This is a genomic window from Paraburkholderia sp. IMGN_8 (assembly GCF_038050405.1).
GTDB lineage: Bacteria > Pseudomonadota > Gammaproteobacteria > Burkholderiales > Burkholderiaceae > Paraburkholderia.
The window spans coordinates 4,346,566-4,363,186 of sequence record NZ_CP150900.1 but is presented as its reverse complement, the minus strand read 5'-3'; the positions used below and the strand labels follow the sequence as shown (position 1 = coordinate 4,363,186).

General features: G+C 58.3%; 17 protein-coding genes and 1 pseudogene. 11 read left to right on the top strand and 7 right to left on the bottom strand.

Features of this window, described 5'->3' with window-relative positions; genetic code table 11:
* The 6 genes from WN982_RS19850 (at position 1) to WN982_RS19825 (ending at position 5,313) form a co-directional block, all read left to right on the top strand.
* Entirely contained in the window at positions 1 to 1,722 is a 1,722-nt protein-coding gene (locus WN982_RS19850) for a hypothetical protein (protein WP_341313599.1), read from the top strand.
* 15 nt (positions 1,723 to 1,737) lie between these two features.
* Complete coding sequence (locus tag WN982_RS19845) at positions 1,738 to 2,832, top strand: hypothetical protein (protein WP_341313598.1); 1,095 nt, start codon at positions 1,738 to 1,740, stop codon at positions 2,830 to 2,832.
* 42 nt (positions 2,833 to 2,874) lie between these two features.
* Positions 2,875 to 3,624, top strand: coding sequence for a DNA/RNA non-specific endonuclease (locus WN982_RS19840; protein ID WP_341315848.1), 750 nt, complete (start codon positions 2,875 to 2,877; stop codon positions 3,622 to 3,624).
* Entirely contained in the window at positions 3,617 to 3,877 is a 261-nt protein-coding gene (locus WN982_RS19835) for a hypothetical protein (RefSeq protein WP_341313597.1), read from the top strand. The genes WN982_RS19840 and WN982_RS19835 overlap by 8 nt, the downstream gene beginning before the upstream one ends.
* A gap of 282 nt (positions 3,878 to 4,159) precedes the next feature.
* Entirely contained in the window at positions 4,160 to 4,396 is a 237-nt protein-coding gene (locus WN982_RS19830; protein WP_341313596.1) for a hypothetical protein, read from the top strand.
* Between the two features lie 242 nt (positions 4,397 to 4,638).
* Complete coding sequence (locus WN982_RS19825; RefSeq protein ID WP_341313595.1) at positions 4,639 to 5,313, top strand: hypothetical protein; 675 nt, start codon at positions 4,639 to 4,641, stop codon at positions 5,311 to 5,313.
* A 603-nt stretch (positions 5,314 to 5,916) separates the two neighbouring features.
* On the opposite strand, the gene WN982_RS19820 is transcribed toward WN982_RS19825, so the two are convergent.
* Complete coding sequence (locus WN982_RS19820; protein WP_341313594.1) at positions 5,917 to 6,717, bottom strand: hypothetical protein; 801 nt, start codon at positions 6,715 to 6,717, stop codon at positions 5,917 to 5,919.
* 869 nt (positions 6,718 to 7,586) lie between these two features.
* Here WN982_RS19820 and WN982_RS19815 point away from each other — a divergent pair.
* On the top strand, positions 7,587 to 7,898 hold the full coding sequence (locus WN982_RS19815; protein ID WP_341313593.1) for a hypothetical protein: 312 nt from the start codon (positions 7,587 to 7,589) through the stop codon (positions 7,896 to 7,898).
* Positions 7,899 to 7,951: 53 nt separating this feature from the next.
* Positions 7,952 to 8,200: a hypothetical protein gene (locus WN982_RS19810; RefSeq protein WP_341313592.1), complete on the top strand. Its 249-nt coding sequence runs from the start codon at positions 7,952 to 7,954 to the stop codon at positions 8,198 to 8,200.
* A gap of 70 nt (positions 8,201 to 8,270) precedes the next feature.
* On the opposite strand, the gene WN982_RS19805 is transcribed toward WN982_RS19810, so the two are convergent.
* Positions 8,271 to 9,206: an H-NS family nucleoid-associated regulatory protein gene (locus WN982_RS19805; protein WP_341313591.1), complete on the bottom strand. Its 936-nt coding sequence runs from the start codon at positions 9,204 to 9,206 to the stop codon at positions 8,271 to 8,273.
* A gap of 949 nt (positions 9,207 to 10,155) precedes the next feature.
* Complete coding sequence (locus WN982_RS19800) at positions 10,156 to 10,797, bottom strand: DUF429 domain-containing protein (RefSeq protein ID WP_341313590.1); 642 nt, start codon at positions 10,795 to 10,797, stop codon at positions 10,156 to 10,158.
* A 371-nt stretch (positions 10,798 to 11,168) separates the two neighbouring features.
* On the opposite strand from WN982_RS19800, the gene WN982_RS19795 reads away from it, so the two are divergent.
* Positions 11,169 to 11,627, top strand: a complete 459-nt coding sequence (locus WN982_RS19795) for an HU family DNA-binding protein (RefSeq protein ID WP_341313589.1) — start codon at positions 11,169 to 11,171, stop codon at positions 11,625 to 11,627.
* A gap of 171 nt (positions 11,628 to 11,798) precedes the next feature.
* Here the strand turns inward: WN982_RS19795 and WN982_RS19790 are convergent, their stop codons facing one another.
* Positions 11,799 to 12,416 (bottom strand): rhomboid family intramembrane serine protease, encoded by a 618-nt coding sequence (locus WN982_RS19790; protein ID WP_341313588.1) that lies wholly within the window; start codon positions 12,414 to 12,416, stop codon positions 11,799 to 11,801.
* 61 nt (positions 12,417 to 12,477) lie between these two features.
* Positions 12,478 to 13,440 carry a LysR family transcriptional regulator gene (locus WN982_RS19785; RefSeq protein WP_341313587.1) on the bottom strand — a complete coding sequence of 321 codons (963 nt, stop codon included), beginning with the start codon at positions 13,438 to 13,440 and terminating at the stop codon, positions 12,478 to 12,480.
* A 151-nt stretch (positions 13,441 to 13,591) separates the two neighbouring features.
* Between WN982_RS19785 and WN982_RS19780 the strand changes: the two genes are divergently transcribed.
* Positions 13,592 to 14,413 (top strand): aldo/keto reductase, encoded by an 822-nt coding sequence (locus WN982_RS19780; RefSeq protein WP_341313586.1) that lies wholly within the window; start codon positions 13,592 to 13,594, stop codon positions 14,411 to 14,413.
* A gap of 418 nt (positions 14,414 to 14,831) precedes the next feature.
* Here the strand turns inward: WN982_RS19780 and WN982_RS19775 are convergent.
* Positions 14,832 to 15,011 (bottom strand): annotated as a pseudogene (locus WN982_RS19775) (hypothetical protein); the annotation flags it as partial.
* A gap of 167 nt (positions 15,012 to 15,178) precedes the next feature.
* Between WN982_RS19775 and WN982_RS19770 the strand changes: the two are divergent.
* Positions 15,179 to 15,490 carry a hypothetical protein gene (locus WN982_RS19770; protein WP_341313585.1) on the top strand — a complete coding sequence of 104 codons (312 nt, stop codon included), beginning with the start codon at positions 15,179 to 15,181 and terminating at the stop codon, positions 15,488 to 15,490.
* A 282-nt stretch (positions 15,491 to 15,772) separates the two neighbouring features.
* Here WN982_RS19770 and WN982_RS19765 read toward each other — a convergent pair whose 3' ends face one another.
* Positions 15,773 to 16,471, bottom strand: a complete 699-nt coding sequence (locus tag WN982_RS19765; RefSeq protein WP_341315847.1) for a M20/M25/M40 family metallo-hydrolase — start codon at positions 16,469 to 16,471, stop codon at positions 15,773 to 15,775.
* Positions 16,472 to 16,621: the final 150 nt, after the last annotated feature.

The following is a 16,621-nucleotide window of genomic DNA, read 5'->3' as shown; positions in this document are numbered from 1 at the left end:
ATGCGCAAGATTTTGTCCGTACCCGTCCAGAAGCTCTTCGTTGTCACGCTTCTATTGAAGGTGACCTCCTCTGGCATCGGCTGGGCCATCAACGACCCCTGGTTGTTCGGCTTTACCATTCCGCTGACCGTTATGGCCGTGTACATCCTGATTGGCAGCAAACGGCTTGATAAGAGCGTCTCCGATGAGAAGTTTGCGGATAGTTGCTACTACCTCGGCTTCATTTTCACGATTACGTCGATTATTTTTTGCCTTCTTGACCTGCCCAGCATCGGCACCAAGATGTCGCTCATCGCGGTGCGATTTGGCGCAGCGATGGTTAGCACTGTATTCGGTCTGATGGTCCGGGTGTACTGGGTAAGCTTTCGCGAGGACCTTGACGACGCGGTTAAATCGGCCGAGGAAGGACTCATTGATGCGTCACACCGGCTGCGCGAGCAACTCACGATGGTTCTTGATAATCTCCGAGACCTTCAAACGCAAGTGGATGACGCCACGAACCAGTCCGTCGCCAAAGTGAGCGTCGGCGTTGAGGAGTTGACCAAGTCTTACGGGCAGAAATTGACCGAGTTCTTCCAGCGACTGGCTGCTGAGAACACGAAAGCCTTCAGCTCATCTCTCAACGAAGTGAAGGAGGCCAGTCGAAGGCTATCGCACTCCGTTGACGGCTACTCGAACGGGATGAAGCAAAATCTCCAGAGTGTCGAGGCCAGGGTTATTCAGTTCGCTGACGAGGTGACCCGGCGACTCGAGCAAACCACATTTCCAGACGACTACTTCTCGAGCAAACTCAGTGAACCGATGGCGCAGCTCAGCCAGAGCACGCACGACATTGCGACAACAGTTCGCACGGCGGCGGGGGAAGTGCATCAATCCGTCGACTCGTTGCGGACTGCAGCGGCAGCAATGCGCTCGCGTAGCGGCGACGTCGACGCCATGCTGGAGCGTGTTATTCAACTCGCCGCCAGCCAAGACGCTCTACTCGTCGGCTCGCAAGCACAACTCGATACCCTGAGCGTTCTCAACGGGACGCTGCGGGCTACTCAAGATGGCTTGGGCAGACTTAGCGATAACGTGCTTTCGCAACGGGAAGCGCTGACGGCCGCCGCACAGGCTCTCACGGCGCAGGCCGCAGGTCTGGCGAATGTCATGCCGACATTTCAGTCGCTCAGTGAGGCAGTCAAAACTACAGTTGCGGACATTGCAACACAGCAGAAGACCCTAACATCGGTATCCGCCGAAGCTGCCGGACAATCGGCGGCGCTAGGCCAAGCGACCCGAGAGTTGCAAGGACTTACTAGTACCCTTGGCGATGTTGCGGCCGCTGTCAACCAATGCTCCCACGGTGTGCTCGCGCTTTCGCAACGCGTGGTGGACGCCCAAGTAACGGCCGAGCAAACTCACGCTACAACGCAACACACGGCACAGCGACTCCATGCAGCGATGCATGAACTGCCGGGGATGAAGGAGGCCGTTCACGCGATGACGGAGCACTTGGCCACTTTGGTGCGCGAGTTACACAGTTACACTCGCGACCGCTCGGCGTTCCCCGCGAATTCCTCGAACGGGAAAGTGCCGGCCCCGCTCACGCCTTCTGGGCTTGATGGTAGTCATGTCCTCCAGCATGGCAACGGGTCGGCCCTTCAAGTCCCCGCATGGAATTCGGAGCACCCACCGACCACTCATCCGCCGGTCAACGAACTCCCGCGCGCGGAACTCTAGGGAAAGGAGTCCGATGTGCAGCGAGCCAATGACCAGATTTTCCAGCTCTCCCTGACTGAGATTGCGTTCACGCTGACATTCTTGCTGCTTCTGCTGCTGGGATGGATGCTCTTTCAGGCTGACGAACGTGCGCGGCAGTTCGAGCAAGCGCTGCTCGCGGCCGGCAACGTCACAGCCGAACGCGAGCTGCTGGAGACGGCCCGCGCACAACTAGCAAAAACGTTGTCAGAAAGGGGAGCGAAGCCCGATGACATCATTTCGTCGCTCGTTTCGCAGTCGAAGCTTGTGCAAGAACGCGATGCGCTCAAAAAACGCGTCGACGACCTCGATGCGCAGCTCAGCGCCCTGACAGAGGTAAAGAATACGCTCGATGCGGCGCGCGCAGGCACCGGGGCGAGCGACACGATTCAAAAGGAAGTCACTGATGCGCTGGCGCTCAAGGCCAAACTGAAGAAGCAGCTGAAGGCGGAGGACGAATCGGGGCAACCGGCGAGCGGCCCCACGCGCCCCTCGGTCCCGCGAGATGTCATGACAGAAGCGCTCGCCGGCGTCACCTTGAAAGGCCAGATTCAGCAGCAGTTACGCGAACAACTCAACGAAAGGTACATCCCAGGGCAGGAAGCTCAGCTAGCCAAGCAACTCGTCGCGGCGAGCAAGCTTGAGCGAGAAACAGGGCAGAACCCGCTAATGCCAGGAACTCTAAAAAAGGAAAACGCTGATTTGCGTGGACAGGTCGCCTTCTTGAAGGCGCGGCTGGATGCGCGCGGCGGGCGCGACTACCCGCCGTGCTGGGCAAACGAGCAAACCGGGAAGGTCGAGTTCCTTTTTACCATCGAGATTTTGCCCGAGGGGCTGCTTATCACCCCGGCGTGGCCTGACACGCGCCAAACGGACGCGGCCGCCTTGCCTGACGTGGACAAGCTGACCATGCCCAAGCCGTTATCTTTGGCCGAATTTAGTGCGGCGATGCAAGGCATTGACCGCCTGAGCAAGGCCAAAGAGTGCCGTCACTACGTGTACCTGAAAAATCGCGTCAGGGACCTTGACTCATTCAATCGACACCGCTATGCCATCGAGAACTTCTTCTACAAGCTCGAGCTTCGAAGCTGAAGAGATGCGGGCGGTGTACTAACCTGCGTATTCACAATGCGAATGAAAAAACTCTTAGCTGCTCTGCTAGCCGCAGTGGCAACGCATGCTTCCGCTGGCCCGGCATGTCCTCAGTTCAGTCCGAACGGACAGCCTCCCGTCCTCGCGAATGCAAAGTTGGCGACAAAGACCAAGGTGTTGTGTTACTCGGATTTCACAGTCCTTCACTCCGGCGTCACGCACGGGCCGCTCTGGTCAGCCGAACACTTGACGCGCGCTCATATGGGCGCCGCGAGAGGCGAACTCCGTACAAACAAGTTTTATGAGGAGACCGCTCTGCCGGAAGGCGACGGTGCGACGCTCGCCGACTACCGAAAGAGCGGCTTCGACCGCGGGCATATGAGCCCCGCGGGCGACCGGTGGAACGACGAAGCCATGGCGGAATCGTTCACGCTCGCAAACATGGTCCCACAGAATCCGACGAATAACCGTCATTTGTGGGCTCATATTGAGGAGGCGGTTCGCCGTATGGCGGTCAGTGCTGGTGACACATATGTTGTGACCGGCCCGATGTTCACCGGCCGTCAGCTGAAAACTATCGGCGCAACAGGCGTCTTCGTACCCACTCAGCTGTTCAAAGTCGTATACATTCCGTCGCAGCAACTCGCGTTTGCCATCGTGGCTAATAACGAAGCCACGAATCGGTACGACGTGAAGAGCGTGCACGAACTCGAAGCCGCGAGCGGTCTGCGCTTCCCCGGCATCCCGGAGTCCATGAAGGACAAGCGAATCGGAGGGCTGAGTGGTGTTTAAGGCATTTGCGAATGACACGGACGTCCTGAACATTGACGGTGACGCGTTGACAGTAACCAACGACCTGGTACGTATTGTCATATCGGGCACACTGGAACTCACCCGCGACAGGGTTGGACTGAAGACAGCACTCGCGCTGCAGCAGGCCATCGGAAGCGTCGTCGATGTGCTGCAGGCGGACCCGTCGTTGCCGGAACACATCGCCGACGAGCCGCCGGCTCCGACCGGTACTGTCGATAACCCGTTCGCTTAGTCTCGCGAATAGGGCCGGTCAACTAACCTTGCGCGGATGACAGCGCAAGCAAGAGCAGCCAAGACAGTACGAGGCTATAGTCTGGTCGGTCGAAGCGAATGCGTAATTTGCATACGCTAGCCGCTGACCGCCTACGCCCGTGACCGTCGCCTACGGCAACTGCGACGACTGGCGGACTCGCGAATGGCGCAAGCGTCGTGAGCGCGGACGTCGCCGTTGGGGGGTATTGAAACAATGCCGGAAGCCGCGACGACCCCAAAATACAACTCAGAGCACCTTCAAATGAAAGCTAATCCGATAGAAATCGTCTTGTTGACCGGTACTGTAGCCGTGGCAACAATAGGAAGAGCGAGCGCCGCTGGCTGTCTCAAAGGCGCGGTCGTGGGCGGTGTCGCGGGCCACTACGCTGGGCACCACGCGGTCGCGGGGGCAGTTGGCGGCTGCTTGGTGGGAAGACACGTGGCGAAGAAACACGCCGAGGAGCAGGCTGCCCAGCACGAGGCAGCACAGGCAAAATAAACCGTCGTGCCCTTGGTTTGCCCGGTGAGGCGAGCAGGTCGCTGCTCCACCGGGTACCTGTGAGAAACCTGGTGTGGTGGATACACAGCCCGCACCGACTTGGATAAGGCCATTCTTTACGCGGTTCAAAGAATAGATTGATTTCCCCCTTTGGCCGAAATGCCGAGGGCTTCCTGCACGTGACTCGCCCGGAGGGGAGGCGCGCCGCTCCCTGACGCGAATTGGATTCGGAAGGAATTGCGATGGGCAAAATCTACATACCGGCTTCAGCTGCCGACAATTGGGCACAATTCCTCGCCGAGCCAACGAAGCATTGGAGAACAGGATATTCGGCCCGAAGCCTTGCCCACTGCTGGCAGGATGCCGAAGGATTTCCAAAGGAAGTCTTGGAGGCCTTGGGTACTTGTGATGCTCTTCGTGGCACTACAATGCTACTCGGCATCCCAGAGCACCAGGTCGCGCTTCCTGGAGGCAGCACGAAGTCGCAGAACGACGTCTGGGTGCTGGGCAGGCGGGACGAAGAACTGGTCTCCATCGCAATCGAGGGCAAGGTCGCCGAACCGTTTGACCGCACGGTGGCAGAGTGGCTCGAGCCCCGTACTCCAGGAAAGCATGTCCGCCTTCAATTCCTCACTGAGACCCTCGGCTTGCGCGAAGTACCTCCGTCGATACGGTATCAACTGCTACACAGGACCGCCTCGGCAATCCTCGAGGCTGAGCGTTTTAACGCTTCCCATGCGCTGATGCTCGTCCACTCATTCAGCCAAACGCACGCCTGGTTCGATGACTATAGGGCATTTGCTGCCTTGTTTGGCATCGATGCCGAGTTGAATCACGTACATAGCGCGAAGAAGGTCGGTAGGGTCACGCTGCACCTGGGCTGGGCCTGTGGTTCCTCCGAGTACCTCAGTCGCTAGCTGCACCGTCGCCTTGGCAATATCGATGGGCAGTCGAGTGCTTCAGCGGAATGGCCTAGAACAAGCATCGCCTATCCGGAGTCAGCGGACAGCCCGACCGCTCGCTGGCTTCTCCTTCAAAATACATTTTGCAATTCGTGAGTCCCGCAAACGCGCTCTGCGCACTCTAGGCAATCTATAGCGGGCTCCTAGCATCGCAAATCGGTTCAATGGCTGAAACAACCTTCTCCGCCAGTAGCCTGTACCCTAGTCGCCGACGATGTCTTCAGCCTCGGAAGGCGCTCCCAGCTCTGGTGTTTGGTCTTCAACCTTGGCAACCGAGAGCATGTCTTTGTCAGGCACCGAGGCGAATGACTGCCACTGCGCTTCTCCTCGATTACCGCTCGCAGCCAATTCGGTTGCTGCGCTTCCATTGGACGCTCCGAATGCCGGACGCCCGCGCATGCTCCGTCGAGAGCATTCGGGAGTTTCACTTCACACTGACGAAAGCTCAGGGCTCCTCAGAGGTAATGCTTGTTGCACCCAACGGGCTGCACCACGCAGTGCCGCCCGTTGTCGTTACGCCGAATGCAACTTACGGCTGGGTAGGTAGACATTGTCTATCTAAGCCGCCCCAACCGTAATCAGAAGCGTAGTGTCCTTGATGACGTCCACCGGGTCTGGGCCGAACACGCCCGCGGGGATATGGAACTTGCCGCCGTAGTGAATCTTGTGTGAGCCGGCGGGTAGCGGCTTCAGCATCAGGAAGTAGCCATCACCTACGGCCGTACCGTCTCCGCCGATAGTGTTAAAAATCCACGGCGAAGGAGCGGTAAACGTGAACTGGCCGGTCGTCGTCCGGTACGCGGTTACATTGGCGACCGGGACATCGTCGATGCTTACGAACAAGTCCTGGATGTAATTCGCGAACTGCTGGGCAATGGCCAGTTGACCTGCCGCCGTGGAGGCCTGGAAGGGAGGGGCGTCCAGCGATGAGGCCTCCAAATCGAGCGTGGATAGAAAGATGGATGTCCCTGCAGGAATAATGTTCGCAGATTGGTTGCAAATCTCATTTGGAAGGTCGGGCGCGGACCAATACCAGACGTGTCCGGTTTGTCCCGCCGAGATGGGACGGTTGGTGCAGTCATTAAACGGATGTGGGAGGGGACCGAGCGGCAAGGCCAGTGCCCACTGCCAGAACGATACCTCCCACTGGGTGTACGTCTTGCCTTGGTACGTCGCGTTGAGCGGAACGACCGGAGGATTGACAGAGCCCGCCGGGGGGGCTGCGTTTTGAGCGACTGCCGAATTGACCGTACCAACGCCGCCGCTGTCTCCCCCACATCCGGATAACGCTGTCGCAAGCGATACGACGACTGCAGATGTCTGCAATCCTCTCTTGATAGTTAGGCTCAAGTGATTCATGGCAACCTCCAACAAGTCAAAGCATGTTTTTGGAAGGGCCGAAATCGTGCGGACGAGGTTCGCAATAGGCAACGGACAACGGCCAACGCGATGCCGGGTGGCAGTGGCGCAATAGGTTGGCCGAGGCTGTTCGCAGAACTGTTCGAATTCGGACAAAGAAGCGGCACGTCTCGCATAGTGTCGTCTCGAATTCGAGACGACCGCGTACGAGTGTGGGAGGATTGCCCGATGTGATGGTGCACAACGAAGTGTGTGACGAGTACTCTGAAAGAGTTAAGCTCCCAACTGACATTAACAATAGAAAGGCGTGGTTTAAATTTCTTAGACCTCACCGATTTCACACCCAGTATAGGCTGCGTGTGTTACCAAAAATTTCTTTTTGCTCTTTTCGGATACGCACTGCGTTGTGGCGGGATATTGCTATTCGGATTGCCTACGATTAGAAGTTGGTTCGACTCTCGGTCCAGCCGCCTGGACGCCGCGTCCGCGGAAGAATGACAAAACTCAACACGGACTAAAGTTCGCAGCAGCATGAGTGCGTGCGAGCGCCAGTTCACGCCGGTGACGGCTTCCAAACAGAGATTCCCCCTTGAAGGCGGCACCTCGCTGCCGGATAAGGAACGGCCGCGCTCGCGTTGAGCATCTCTTTGCACGCGTGGCATTAAGTGCTCGGGTTTTTCCGGTATCGGCATCCTAGAAAGTGTGTCGAGAATATCCACATCTTTCGCATACGGCTGCCCGGGTGGCAATAAGGTCGGTAATCCCGCGTTACGAATCTCGCACCGCCGTTTCACATGTGTCCGACATTGCTCCTTACACTCCGAGCCGTAGTCACTGACATTGCACTCAAGGTGCGAGGAGTAGCGAAGATGAACAAGAAGATTCTCGGCGCAGCGCTCGGTCTGGCAGTACTGGCAGCATCAACGGCAGCATCGGCACACGTCGACGTCGCCATTGGATTGGGCATCCCCAGCGCCGTGTATGCGCCAGCAGAGCCAGTGTACGCACCGCCACCTCCCGTCATGTACGCTCCCGCACCTGTCGCCGTCGCGTACGGCGGTGATGACGACTGGCGAGCCCGCGAATGGCGCGAACATCGCGAGTGGCGTGAACGTGAATGGCGCCGGCAGGAATGGCGTGAGCACGAGTGGCGCGAGCATCGTGATTGGCGCGGGTATTGAAACGGCGCCGGAAGGCGCCACATCGGAAAAATCCAACCTCAGAGTGCCTTCGAATGAAAGCAAACCCGATAAGAATCGCCCTGATTGCAATGACGCTGGTCTTCGCAACGGCAGGCACGGCAAACGCCGCCGGCTGCCTCAAGGGCGCGGTGGTAGGCGGGGTCGCTGGGCATTATGCGGGGCACCACGCTGTCGTTGGTGCGGTCGGTGGCTGCATGGTCGGCAGGCACCTTGCGAAGCAGCACGCTCAACAGGAAGCTCAACAGCAGGCCGCGCAACGTCAGGCAGCACAGGCGCAATAAAACGTCGTCGGCTTGGTGTACCCGGCGGAGCCAGAAAATCGCTGGTCCACCGGGCACCTGACAACTACGTTTAGGTCGTCAACTCGGCGCCAGACTCAACTGCGGCCACCGGAGCGGGCACGGCCACGCTCTGGCGCGGCGCATTTTTCGCCGGCGCCTTCTTGGCCGGCACCGTCGCGCTCACGGCCTTCTGGACAGCAGTTTTCTTCACCGTCGGGGCCTTCTTCGCAACTGCCTTCGCGACCGTCGGTTTCGAATCGGCCGTCGCACTGGCGCCATCAATCAGAAACTTGCTGCGGTCTTTCGCACCAGCCAACCACGCAGGCGCCTGACCACGTCCGCTCCAGCTCGCACCCGTCTTAGGGTCGCGATATTTGGCCAGCTGCGGACCTTTCGGCTGACCCTTGGTGGAAGTCGTACCAACTGCCTTCGAGGCCTTCTTCACCGCAACCTTCGCCTTGCTCACGGCAGTTGCATTCGTCGCAACAACCGCTTTAGCGCCGCCTACAATCAGAAACTTGCTGCGGTCCTTGACGATTGCAAGCCACGCCGGCGCGCGCCCACGTCCACTCCACGTCGCGCCCGACTTTGGGTCCTGGTACATCGCCGGCTGCGGCCCGCGGACATAGTTGCCAGCAGCCTTCGCTTTGCTCGCAGGAACTGCCTTCGCGGTCGCCGTACTTCCGCCAACCAAGAACTTGTCGCGGTTCTTCGCCGAAGCAATCCAACCTGGCGCACGGCCGTGTCCTGACCAAGTCGCACCGGTCTTCGGGTCGCGATATTTGGCCGCAGTAGCGCTTCCTTTGGTGGCAGCTTTTGTTCCGACCTTCTTCGCTCGTTGCTTGCCGCCAGCATGCGCATCAATATCCGCAGTCGTGAGGCCGTACTTTTCCATCAGCTCATGGATGGTTTTCAAGACCGTTGTCGATTCTTTTACAATCAAAGCGTCCGCCTGGGCTTGCAGTTTTTTCATCTTCGCCTGAATTGCTTCCAAAGTCGTTGCCATCAAGTGGCCTCCTCATGAATGTGGTCGCAATATGCCACGTTCAGGCCAGAAAAGGCTAGAGCATTGATTTCGAGGGCGACCCGCTGATATTGCAGCGCGATGTTGCCTTTTAGTGAATGCAGCTCAGCGTTAGTCCTTACCTCGGACATGTTTTGTCGGGTCCCCGTTGCGGCGAACGCTCTTGGTTCGGCGGATGACGAATGCGCCGCATGCAATCGCGAGGAGCACGACAGCCATCAGGCCGGTACTCATTCCCGTAGCGCTACGAGAGTCACTTGCGCTGGAAGCAGCAGAGATGACAGCAGTCAACGAGGCCTGACTCGCGACAGGCTGTGGAAGCGCCACACCAGCGGCACTCCCTTGCCGCACTAGAGATGCTTCCGATGTCGGGGAGGCCTGGGATGCGGGAAGGGCGATTGCGTCCGAAATAGGTCCGACAGGGGCCATTGCAGAAGGCGAGGCCATAACCGGAGCCCCTGCGGCGCGAGAGGTAATTTCGACAGACCTGGCCATCACCGTCCACCGAGCAAAGACGCCGTCAATGCAGTGGACGTCGGTGCAGGCGTTGCGCGATTGTCTCCACTGGGTGAGTTGTTCGGGCGAAAGTTTCCCGCTGGTCAGCAGAGCCCGCTGCTGTGCGAAGATACCGTCGTATTCATTGTTCAGAATGGCGTGGTCGCATATCACGCGCTCAGCCGGTTGCCGCGTGGTTGCACATTGAATATCGCTCGCCCATGCGCCGGTTGAACCCAAAGCTGTCAGTGACAGCAGCAGTGCCAGATGTCGTCTCAGATGCACGAGTTCTCCTAGAACGTGATTACCGTGATTGAACCGCGGTCGCTTGTGAGCGAACTCCAAATTTGTGCCCTTCATACTCACGCGACACTTGGCGGCTCTTCCGCATCAGGCGTGCCAGTTCAATCGCGAGAAAGGTCTGACATGACTTCTTCTACTTCGACCGCAGGAAGCGTGGGACCACGATGAATCCCCCTGGCTCATCGCCGTACGCATCGACTTTTCCGTCAAGTAGATAATTTGCCGTCAACGCACACAGCGCCGCATCAACGTCGTCGATAGACCGCAGTGACGTTGCTTCAACCCCCTCACGTTGGAGGATTTCCCGGCGCTGAGTTCCCTTTTTCTTCGCAGATGCGACTTCCTTCCCAAAGAATGCACAAGTTATTGCGTGGGGAAACGTCTCAAAGCACAGCCGGCCCCCAATTTCTCCACCGTTCTTGAAAACAGGAAAGTGTGGGCTGAATGTGTCATATACCTGCTCGCCGTTGAACATCCATCCGTAGAATCCGCTTTTACTCGCCATGGCCAGTTCACGAGTCGGGGTGGCAAACGAAAAGATTCGTTGCCGCGCAAGCGCTCTCTCAGCTTGCCTTCCGGCCTCGCCAATCCGCCACCGACAGGGTGCATCAATACCTACCGCTGCAACTTTAAATTGGAGGCATTTTTCGAGCATATGCTTCGGCGTATCCTGGCTGAGGCTGCACACAATCTGGGTGCCACGCAGGATAACGAGATGATTTCCCTTCCGGTCGCCGCCGATATCGATGCCAGCTACAGCCGGTCCGGAGCTCATAGTGCGATTGCCCTTTTAAATAGGTCCTGGCGTCCGCAGGGGAGGAACGCAGAATAGACCGGTGCGTTGCCGTCGTTGAGCTGCATGGGCACCCGACGCTGGACTCGTGCGAGAGGTTTGCTCCTCTTGCCCGTGCTTCAAACCCTTTCGCATAGCCGTTTACCTGGGTGCAGCCTTCAGTGGAGTGGTACAGGTCATCGTTTTTGCGTCACCTCGGCGTCAAACCCCTTGTTTTAGGGCCTCCCCCGTTGCAGATTCAAATCCGGATTGCTACGCTAGCGCCAGCCTGAGGATTTGGACCTTTGCGTATTGTCGGTGACTGTGCAAAGGCAAGGGTCTCGGGCCAACCTTTGACCAATGACGAGGAACCCATGGCAACAACGAGTGTAACGAAAGCTGCAGCAAAGCCGGCGCCGAAGAAAGCTGTAACGCCGGTCGAAAAAAAGGCGAAGGCGCCGACGGTGAAGAAGGCTGCGGCTCCTGTCACGAAGAAGGCGGCCGCTGCCACGCCGCTGAAGCCCATCAAGGATTCGTTCACGAAGGCTTCGCTCGCTACCCACCTCGCCGAGCGCGCAGGTGTCGAGCCGAAAGCCGCGAAGGCTTTGATGGCAGCACTGGAAGAAACGGTGCTCGCATCGGTCCACAAGAAGGGCGCGAAGGAGTTCACGCTGCCAGGTCTGCTTAAGGTTGTCGCTCAGGACGTGCCGGCAAAGAAGAAACGCTTCGGCAAGGACCCGTTCACGGGTGAGGAAAAATGGTTTGCCGCAAAACCCGCTTCGGTGCGTCTGAAAGTGCGTCCGCTGAAGAAGCTGAAGGACGCAGCTCTCTAAACCGAGCCGCTGGAAAGGAAGCGCCCCTCGCGACGGAAGTCTGAGGGGCTTTTTTGCTTTTATGCCTGGGGGGCACGGGCCTTCATTTAATCGGGCCGCTCAAGAAGAACTGGGCGATACAGCCGGGTATCAGGGTACGCTCAATGTGTGAATGCGGCCGGGATTGTTGCGTCATAAAAGTCGTGCGCTGCGGGTCGCTGCGCGCGCGGCAAGGATGCCACCCAGCGCACCACCGAGATGGCTTTGCCACGATACGCCAGGGTAGAGCGGCATCAGGCCGAACACCATGGTCAGCCCATAGCTCGTCGCCACGAACAACGCCACAATCATCGCGAGAAGGTGCCGCGTGTAGTAGCCTCGAGCGACCAGGTAACCAGCGTAACCGAACACCAGGCCACTCGCGCCGATATGCACCGTGTAAGGCGCGCCGAGCAGCCAGGCGCACAAGCCTGCACCAAGCATCGCACCGATTGTCGCCTGCCAGAAGTTTGCGATTCGCGGCCACATGCACAGCCCTCCCAGGATGAGCAGTCCACCCGTGTTTGCCACCAGATGCGTGAGGCTTGCGTGCAACCACGGTGCGAACAGGATGCCCTGCAGCCCGCCAAGCGTGCGCGGCATCACCCCATGGCGGTTCAAATGCAGGAACGGCAGCGCGGCGGACAAAAGAAAGACCGCCCACATGGAGCCGACAAAGGCGGCGAGAAGGAGAACACGTGCCCTGAACTGCGCGAAGAGCGAGTCAGCAGTGGAAGTCGCGCCAGCGAGCCGTATCGAGTCTTGCGGCATTACCAGTTACTCCGTACTCGGTTTTGATATCAGATGTCATAGTCGCCATGGCGTGCGCGCCTTAGCTTTTACGCTGCCGCCGTTCCCCCCGGAGGCTCATCTGACGGCGCGTAACGGGTGTGGCTGCCGATAGTGACTCGAGGCAGAAATTGATGAACGCCTCGACTTTCGCAGCTCGATGCCGCCGGGATGGAAAGAGCGCATACAGTGGAAATCTTTCATCCGACCAGTCCGGGAAGATATCCACGAGCAAGCCGTCGCGCATTACTTGCTCGACGCCAATCTCCATCACCTGGGCGATGCCAGCGCCGGCGATACACGCGCCGAGCATGGTTTCCACATCCGACACGAGAAGGCGCCCTTCTGCGGGTATCTCGGTGACCTTCTTACCCCGATGGAATTCCCACTCGAAGGGCTTGGCCGTCACCGGGTTATAAAACATGATTCGCTGATGTTTCCTCACCTCCTCCGGATTGCCTGGCTTCCCGTGCTCAGCCACATACTGCGGAGACGCGACCGTAATGATGCGCGTCTCGAGCAGCTTGCGCGCAATCAGTGTATCTATTGGTGGGGGGCCAAAGCGCACCGCAAGGTCAAATCCATCTGCCACGAGGTCGCCGACGTCGTCGCGCATGATGAGTTCGAGCGAAAGGTCAGGATGGTGTGCCAAGAAATCTGGCAACCTTGACGCCAGCACGGTCCTTGAAAAGAACGGGTCGACGTTAACACGAAGTTTTCCCTGCACGACGTTCGCCGAACCCGATGCCGCTGAAGCCGCCTCTTCGATACCGGTCAGGTGCGGGCCAACCGCTTCGTATAGACGCCTCCCTTCATCGGTCAGTGTCTGCGAGCGCGTCGTACGGTCAAGCAGCCGCACACCTACCCGCTTTTCGAGGCGTGAAACAGCGCGGCTGACCCCCGATGGCGACAATCCGAGAGCGTGTGCTGCGCGCACGAAACTGCCGCTCTCCGCGACTGCGGCGAGTACGGTGATACCAGAAAACAGTCGACCATCAAACGTCATGCCCACTCCGATGCTCATCTCATTCGAAGAGTTTAGTCACGACTGATTTGAACGGCACGTACTTTATTCAACAATCAGAAAATGAGAGATTGTCCTCCTGAACTCCGCGGTGGCTTGCGCTGCGGACCCGAACCAGCTTGGGAGAGCATCAATGGAAGCTTTGAAAACACAGGGAATTGAACTGCCGCGCCTCGGATTTGGCACATTCCGTATGCCGGGCGGAGGTTGCCAACCGGTAGTTGAAAGTGCACTGGAACTCGGATACCGACACATCGACACCGCCGAGATGTATCAGAACGAGGAAGCTGTCGGCGCCGCAATTGCTGCCTCGGGTCTCGCGCGAAAGCAACTGCATCTGACGACCAAGGTATGGCACGAGAATCTCAAGCCGGAGTCCCTTCGCCGCGCACTGGACGCCAGCCTCGGAAAGCTCGGTGTCGACCACGTTGACCTGTACATGGTGCATTGGCCGTCGCGTGACATGGACCTCGGCGCAGTCATGGAGACAATGCAAGGCTTTCTGCAAAACGGGACAGTCCGCTCAATAGGCGTGTGCAATTTCAACATGACGATGCTGCGAACAGCCATCGAGGAAATCGGCGCACCCATCGCCTGCCACCAGATTGAATACCACGCGTTCCTGGACCAGTCGAAAATGCTGAGCTACTTGCGCGAGAAAGGCATTCCGCTCGTCGCCTATGCCCCGCTTGCACAAGGCAGGGCAGCAAGCGACCCCGTACTTCAGGTAATCGGCGCCAAGCATGGCGCGACTGCTGCCCAAGTTGCACTCGCCTGGCTACTGGAACAGGACGGGGTCGCCGTGATTCCTAAGGCTCAACGCCGCGAAAGTCAAAAATCCAATCTCGACGCGCTGGCGGTGAAACTCGACGATGAGGACCGTCACGCTATTGCGGTGTTGCCGAAGAACCACCGTTTCGTCACCCCGCCGTTCGCCCCGGAATGGGACGTGTAACTATTGTCTTCGCGCACCGGTTAAGTTAACGAGCGGAGTGCGTCGTCCCGGAATCCCCGTTTACGAGGCGTATTGCCGGCGAAAATCGAGCGCAGCTTGCGCACGATTTGGTGCAATCGAAGCGTGACTAAACTCGAGCTGCTGAGAGTTTTGAGCAAGCGTTGCGTCAATGCTGACCGGCGTTAAGCATCATCCAAATCTGCCGCGTCGGCGGCCCGGCGAGAATTCGCGCAAACACCGCGCGGCACCGAACGCAGGTGTAGTGCTCTTCTGCTCGCGCGTCTTTCACCGCGCCGGCACCGTTAAGCGTGAGGTCCTGGTGCGGAAGCTCGGCCGCCGACTTACCGTACAGGTCAGCGCAACGCGCGCAAGGTTGAATCCAAAGGTGCATTCGTCAGTTGCAGATGATTGCGAACGGTCAGGCAGCCAGCAGGTGCTCGTAGTAAGGACGGCCCCTGTCATCCAGTATCGCATACTGCGCCGCCAAGTCCGACCCATCCGGATTCAGCCACGCGTCAACGTTTTCAGGCGTTATGAGAACAATGCAGCGGTCGTGACCTGCGGCCGCAGTTTCTGGCGGAGGCACGTCCGTCGTCGACAACCGGACTACAAGCTTTGATACTTGGGCGGACGTATAGCGACGTCCCAACGGGCTAACGTTGAGACGTTCCAAGCTGGACTCCGGCCAGTAGAACCGGTAGGCTAAGGGTGCTGGATGAGGCTGTTTGGCTATGCTGGTCCTTAACGACATCAAGGAGCAGACACATGGAAGTGAGCACAGAAACGCTTGTTGACATGCTGCAAGAAGTCGAAGCTGATGACCCCATTGACTACGCGGACCTGCCGTTCGGAGAGCAGGAGCTCAGGCGCTTGGTCATGACCTCTCTCGTCGAGCGTCATCACCAGGTCGAAGCCGGCAACATGTCGGTCTCTGATATCCACGCGCTGTACCTGCTGAGCACAGCCAAGCTCGTTCTCGAAAACACCGTGCTTCACGCGCGTCTGCTTCTGCTTCAGGGGCAGGAGGTGGATGTGCAGTCACTGTTGGCTCCATTTAGGCTCAAAGGCAAACCGTAGGACGGATGCCGGGGGCTTGCTTATTTGCATGGAGCCCAAAAAGGTAGTTCAGCGGAAGCCTCTAACGCGCAGTGAGGCTTTATCTGGCGCCGCTGTCGTCGCTAGCACCAACGTCGACCATTGACGAATTGCAGGCATTTCTTCCTGACCTATTTCCGCCGGGGCGGTCGTCCATGATAGCAGCGAAGGAAAGCAATTCTGGCTCACCACAGCGCTCGAAGACTGCATGCTGCCGTCGCGATGGTGCTCCAAATTTCATTCGCGCTCAAATTAGCATTGGCTCTAACGTCGAAAGGACTCTGCGATGCAAGCGTTAACCACAAGGCGCTTCAAAAACCGGCTGCACTCAGCCAACTGCTGCAGTTCCACGTATTCGTTCGACCCATGCGCCTGTTCGATGTTGCCAGGACCACACACAATGTCGCTGGTACCTTCGACATCAAACAGCCCCTTCTCAGCCGCATACAACACTGCGGTCCGCTCGGCATCCCTGAGTGGTGCGCGCCTCCTGATGTATCGGCAATAGGCGCCAACGCGGCCGCGGCGTGCAACAACCTTCATAGAGCTAGGTTTACCGAAGACAAAGCGCTGAGGCCTCACGTCACGCTTAACGAAGTCGGCGAAAAGCGACGGCGCGCCTGCGCATGGAAAGCTCTCGTCGTACGAGAAAGCGAAGTGAAATGGCGACGCCAGCGGCGCCGATTGCATTACGGGAACAAGCCCCAGTGCCACTCCGATGAAGCCTTTCATGTCACAAGCGCCGCGCCCGTACACGCGACCGTCCTTGACCTCTGGTCTGAAGGGGTCCGTGTCCCATGACTGACTTTCAACCGGGAATACGTCTGTGTGACCCGTCAGTACGATTCCGCCTCGAGTTCGACCGTCGTATGTCGGAACTGTCGCCACGAGAAAAGCCTTCTTGCCGCTGCTGCACCGCGTGAGGTCAGCCGGAAGACCTCGCCTGACGAAATGGTCCCTCATGAGTTCCATAAGTCCCAGATTCAATTCGCGCTTCGTCGTATCCATCGACATGAGCCGATGAACCCAATCAAACGAATCAACCTCGGCCGCCACGACGACCCGAGCAGCATCTGACAACGTTCACCTCGCAGACAATCTTGCTGTTACTGA

Excerpts from the sequence above, each read along its gene's own strand:
- WN982_RS19805 (WP_341313591.1), bottom strand. The coding sequence starts at position 9,206 with ATGGCAACGACTTTGGAAGCAATTCAGGCGAAGATGAAAAAACTGCAA.
- WN982_RS19825 (WP_341313595.1), top strand. The coding sequence starts at position 4,639 with ATGGGCAAAATCTACATACCGGCTTCAGCTGCCGACAATTGGGCACAA.
- WN982_RS19795 (WP_341313589.1), top strand. The coding sequence starts at position 11,169 with ATGGCAACAACGAGTGTAACGAAAGCTGCAGCAAAGCCGGCGCCGAAG.
- WN982_RS19830 (WP_341313596.1), top strand. The coding sequence starts at position 4,160 with ATGAAAGCTAATCCGATAGAAATCGTCTTGTTGACCGGTACTGTAGCC.
- WN982_RS19810 (WP_341313592.1), top strand. The coding sequence starts at position 7,952 with ATGAAAGCAAACCCGATAAGAATCGCCCTGATTGCAATGACGCTGGTC.
- WN982_RS19850 (WP_341313599.1), top strand. The coding sequence starts at position 1 with ATGCGCAAGATTTTGTCCGTACCCGTCCAGAAGCTCTTCGTTGTCACG.
- WN982_RS19785 (WP_341313587.1), bottom strand. The coding sequence starts at position 13,440 with ATGACGTTTGATGGTCGACTGTTTTCTGGTATCACCGTACTCGCCGCA.
- WN982_RS19800 (WP_341313590.1), bottom strand. The coding sequence starts at position 10,797 with ATGAGCTCCGGACCGGCTGTAGCTGGCATCGATATCGGCGGCGACCGG.
- WN982_RS19765 (WP_341315847.1), bottom strand. The coding sequence starts at position 16,471 with ATGAGGGACCATTTCGTCAGGCGAGGTCTTCCGGCTGACCTCACGCGG.
- WN982_RS19840 (WP_341315848.1), top strand. The coding sequence starts at position 2,875 with ATGAAAAAACTCTTAGCTGCTCTGCTAGCCGCAGTGGCAACGCATGCT.
- WN982_RS19770 (WP_341313585.1), top strand. The coding sequence starts at position 15,179 with ATGGAAGTGAGCACAGAAACGCTTGTTGACATGCTGCAAGAAGTCGAA.
- WN982_RS19780 (WP_341313586.1), top strand. The coding sequence starts at position 13,592 with ATGGAAGCTTTGAAAACACAGGGAATTGAACTGCCGCGCCTCGGATTT.
- WN982_RS19790 (WP_341313588.1), bottom strand. The coding sequence starts at position 12,416 with ATGCCGCAAGACTCGATACGGCTCGCTGGCGCGACTTCCACTGCTGAC.
- WN982_RS19815 (WP_341313593.1), top strand. The coding sequence starts at position 7,587 with ATGAACAAGAAGATTCTCGGCGCAGCGCTCGGTCTGGCAGTACTGGCA.
- WN982_RS19820 (WP_341313594.1), bottom strand. The coding sequence starts at position 6,717 with ATGAATCACTTGAGCCTAACTATCAAGAGAGGATTGCAGACATCTGCA.